Here is a 4,752-nt window from a genome sequence, read left to right as displayed (position 1 = left end):
ACGAGGACGATCCCGCTTGGTTCGCCTCCGTCGCGGTGCTGGACGAGGGCAGCTACGAGATCGTCCGGAGTGACACCAGTCGGCGTGAGCACGACGTCGCCACCCAGACCAGCATCAATCAGATCGCAGGCGACCTCATCAAGTGGCTGGCCGCCCGCGCTACCTAAAACACGGCCTAGCCCCCCTCTGCGCTGGGGAACCCCGGGGCCGGAGTGCGGCTGCCTGGTGAAGGTCTTCGCGGAGCGCCCGGAGCGGGCCCCCATAGAGAGCCACCGGCCCGGTCGAGTTGACCGGGGCCGGCCTTCACACCGCTCCGGAACATCCACTGCGGCCATGAACCGGTCATCTGTGTCCGAAGCCACAGGTGCTCAGGCTGCCAGGTCGTCCAGAGGGTGGAGATGGCCTGGGCTGGTGTCGCTCCAGGACCTCGCACTGGCATGTCCGCACGGTGATCACGCTGGATGGCCGCACACAGTTCGGCCTTCGAGCATCAGTGCGGCCAGTTTGAGGTTCCCCCGCTGTGCGGGAGTGGCTGATGAGCTGGTCAGAGCGGGTAGACGTGGGTTCACGTTCGCTTGTTCGGTCGCTGCCTGGTCGACGTAGTGCTTCTCCTCGTACTCGATCGGGCTGAGGTGGTCGAGCCGTTTCTGGATGCGGCGTGGGTTGTAGAAGCCGTCGATGTAGTCGAAGAGCGCGAGGTTCGCCTCGGCCCTGGTGGCGAAGACGCGGCCGCGGATGCATCCGGTCTTGATGACCATCCACAGGTTCTCCGCCAGGGCATTGTCGAACGAGTCGCCGACCGAGCCCATGGACGCCTGGATACCGGCCCAGACCAGGCGCGTTGTGAGCTTCACGGACGTGTACTGACAGCCGTGGCCGGCGTGGTGGACGAGCTCGCCCGGGGCGACTTCGCGGCTGGCCAGGGCATACTCCAGCGAGGTGAGGACCAGGTCCGCGTCCGCGCGGGCAGAGGCCTCCCAGGCCACGACCCGGCGGGAGAACGCGTCGCGGATCGCGGACAGCCACAGCGGCCCCTCCCCGGTGGGATCATGGTCAGGTCGGTGCCCCACAGCCGGTTGGGCCCGTTGGCGGCGAAGTCGCGTTCGAGCCCTCGCACGGATACGGGCACCGCAGTGACGCCAGTGACTGCGGTGCCCGTCAGCACGTACACCAAGCACCACTGAGCATCACCACGCGCCAAGGAACGAGCACCGCCAAGGAAGCCCCCGCTGCAGCATCCCCCGGCACCCGCCGGGGCTTCGTCGTGCTGCCCGGAGGAGGCCACCGTGCCCGCCTTCGAGACCCTTCCCCGCTTCACCGCCGACCTCCAGCACCTTGCCCCCGCCCAGCGCCAGCGCTTCCGCCGTGTCGTGCCGGACGCCTTCGTGCCGGACTTGCGTCCCGGCCGCCAGTTCTGCCCCGGGTTACGGGGAGCGCGCGGGGTCGTAGATTCCACAACCCCCGGCAGCATGAACCCGCACGCTCGACGGACGCTGTGGTCGTGGAGCGTGCGGGTTGGGGTACGTGTGCGGGGCTGCTCGTCGTAGTATTCGGCGCAGACGCCGGGTGAGGACTGGAGTGCCTACAGGTCGAGGATTCCTGGTGGTTTGGCCAGGCCAGGGCCGCCGTCGCGGATCCAGGCGGTGATGTCGTACGGCCCGAAGCCGAACGTCGACTTCACCCAGCTCTGCGAACAAGAGCCGACCGCCTCCGGCTTCGGCACAGCCGCCTGGCCCGGCAGAACCGGAGTAGGGACGCGGAAGGCCCCGCACGGAACCGGGAGGCCGAGGGTTCACGTGCGGGACCGCTCACGGGGTGTGAGCCGTCAGACCCGGGTCAGGGTGTACGTGCCCGTACCGTCCTGCCTGCCGCTGGAATACTGGCGGATCAATTCCCCGTCCGCGTACCGGTCGTGGCCCATCATGGAACCGGTGTACTTGTTCTGAACACCGATCTTCGAGCTGCCGGGTACGTCGCGGTAGATGTAGAACCGCTGGAGGTCGTCCTCCGCGCAGGTGGCCGTCGTCAGGTAGGCCTGCTCCTGGTGGGCGATGTTTGCCGGGATGGCTGCGCATCCGCCGTTGCCCCAGTTCCACAGGGTCGCCTCGAGGACTCCGTTGTTCTCCGTGACGTTGCACAGGCGCCAATTGTCCAGGTGGGCGCTGGTGAAGTTGGATGTGCGCAGGCGGATGCCGTCGTTGGCCAGGAGCGGTGCGTTCCAGTTCAGGGGCTTGCCGGGAACGTCGATCTTGTAGGCGCCGGCTTGGCAGGTCAGGGCGGCTTGCGCGGTGCGCCCGGTGGCCTTGGGCTGTTCGGCGGACGTGCCAGTAGTGGGAGCCGGGCGCTGCGCAAGGCGGTCCTGCGTCTGCTTCGCTGCCGGGGACACCGCGCCCGCCGGGTGCTCGGCCTTCGCGGTGGGCGAGGCGCAGTCGAGGAGGCTCTTTGCCTTGGCCATGATGCTGTTGGGCGGCACTGTGTCCTCGCAGCGCACCGCGCCTTCCTCAAGGGCGGTGTAGGTGGTGAAGCTGCCGCTGTCGGGCCCCTCGATCCACTTCAACGCCCAACTGCCGTCGCTCTGTTGACTGCGGTTGCAGTTGAGGCTTCTGTACGTGCCCGTGACTTTCTTCGTGCCCTTGTAGACGCCGTAGTAGCCGGGCCGGGTGAAATTCCACGTAACCGTGTTCGACTCGCTGCTGGTGGAGGAGTAGTTGACCTGAACGTTCAGGCCCAGGCTCGCACCGACGGTGCCGAGGGTCTCGACGGCGAAGCTGCCCTGGACATTGCCGTTGAGGCCGACCGAGACCGAGATAGTGGTGTTGGTGCTGGTGGTGACGCTTTGGTAGCCGGTAGTGCCCTGGGTGACGTACCAGCCCTTGAAGTGGGTGATCTCCGAGGAGACTTCGGTCGTCTTGACGTACGGGCGGCGTGTGCCGAGGTCGGCTGCCGTGCAGACGTCGCCGGGTTTGACCTGCGTGGCGGCGGCGGGCTTCGCCGGTGCGGCCGAGGCCGGTGAAGCGGCAAGGCCCACGGTGGCTACAGCGGCCGAGGCCGCACAGGCCATGAGTGTTCCGCCTATGCGGCTGACGGGTCTTGTGGGGCGCATCGTTGCCCTTTCCCCCTGGTTGTTTGTCCGTTCAAGGGGTGAACGTAACTGCCTCGGGAGTGCGGGTGCGAGCCGGTAATGGGCCAAAACTGATCACGGAGGGTCCTATTCCGACCCTGTTGCGCAGGAGCGTCGGGCAGGTTCCATCACTAACGGACCCGTACGCCATCGAACAGGGGACCCCCCTTTGAAACACGTCAGACGGCTGCTCGCGGCGATAGTCACGCTCGCCTTGACCGCAGTTCTCCTCGCCCTGGGCGTCTCACCGGCCGCCGCCGCGCCACTATCGGCGGCCCCCGAGGACCAAGGCACCTGCACGGCCACCACCCCCGGTTCCAAACTCGCACGCCGAGGCGCGGCATGGGCGTGCACCAAGGAGCGGCCCATCACCGCCGGGGATCTTGCCCGTATCCGCGCCCGCGTCGCTGCTGCCCCCGAGGTCGCCGCTGCCCCCCGGAACGGCGTCGACCCCGGGGACGACCCGGATGCCAGCCCGGAGGCGCTGTGCACCTCCAGCAAACGCCAGGACGTCGTCTCCAACCGTCACGCCTACTGCATGCGCCACGCCATCGTGTACGCGCTTGTGAACCGCGCGGGTGACACAATCGGCACGGCCGAACTCCTGATCACGGCCCGGTCCGCGCTGGACCCCTACAGCGTGAGGTGGCAGGAGAACATCGCCGTCTTCGCCGGCAAGTACGACGGTGTTTCAGCGGTGAGACTCGCTCTGTCGTCGTCGTGCACCGTGTGCATACCGGGGCCGCCCGCCTGGGGTGGCGGGGCCATCGAGCTGCGCGCGGGTGAGGAGGACCAGACTGGACATTTCTTCTACGAGACCACTACCCGGGGCGGCGGCGAGCGCTCGCGCAGCGTGATCGCCTACCAGAGCCAGACGGAGAGTCCCGACGCGGACTACCCCGTCATCAGCTATGGGCAGTGGGCGGGCCCCTCGGTGGCCTGTGACGGGCAGGTCGGCAGTACTCCCGGCTGCATCGCCACCGAAAACCTGGCCAGGGTGGTCCTCAGCAAGTCCCAGTACGGAGCCTCCGCAGTGGCCTACGAATGGGCGCAGAACAACCTGAGCGACAACAGCGCCATGGGCACCGAGAAAAGGCCGCTCACGCGCGACGCGGACAAGGCAAGGGCACAGAGCAGGAGTTACTACACCTGCAAGGCTCCCCCGGAGCCTTTCGTGGCCGACCCCACCGTCGTGAATGATGAATGTGACGAGTTCCCCTTCGCCAGGACCCGCCAGGGCGGCACGCTCGGCTCCCTGTGCGCGGAGATCATCCCCCGCTACGTGGGCGGCGGCGCATGGCGGGTAGACGTCGTACGCGACGAACCGGTGGCACCCTGCATCAGGGCCCATGTCCCCTCAGACCAGAACCAGAACGCGGGGCGGTCCGTGGGCCGTCAGGTTCAGTCCGAGCGCGTCCTCCAAGGCGAGGCATACCAGGTGGTCATCACCCCCTAGGCCGTGTTTTAGGTAGCGCGGGCGGCCAGCCACTTGATGAGGTCGCCTGCGATCTGATTGATGCTGGTCTGGGTGGCGACGTCGTGCTCACGCCGACTGGTGTCACTCCGGACGATCTCGTAGCTGCCCTCGTCCAGCACCGCGACGGAGGCGAACCAAGCGGGATCGTCCTCGT

3 protein-coding genes are annotated in these 4,752 nt (G+C 67.5%); 1 reads left to right on the top strand and 2 read right to left on the bottom strand.

The features are described 5' to 3' along the window. Positions 1-452: 452 nt before the first annotated feature. Positions 453-1,070 (bottom strand): IS3 family transposase, encoded by a 618-nt coding sequence (locus KUM32_RS45045; protein ID WP_217144998.1) that lies wholly within the window; start codon positions 1,068-1,070, stop codon positions 453-455. Positions 1,071-1,825: 755 nt separating this feature from the next. Next, a complete protein-coding gene (locus KUM32_RS29315) occupies positions 1,826-3,061 on the bottom strand; it encodes a hypothetical protein (RefSeq protein WP_254406317.1) in 1,236 nt (411 codons plus the stop codon). Between the two features lie 274 nt (positions 3,062-3,335). On the opposite strand from KUM32_RS29315, the gene KUM32_RS29310 reads away from it, so the two are divergent. After that, positions 3,336-4,577: a hypothetical protein gene (locus KUM32_RS29310; RefSeq protein WP_217144996.1), complete on the top strand. Its 1,242-nt coding sequence runs from the start codon at positions 3,336-3,338 to the stop codon at positions 4,575-4,577. Positions 4,578-4,752 lie beyond the last annotated feature (175 nt).

This window comes from Streptomyces sp. AC627_RSS907 (assembly GCF_019049165.1).
This window is presented reverse-complemented; position numbering and strand designations above follow the sequence as displayed.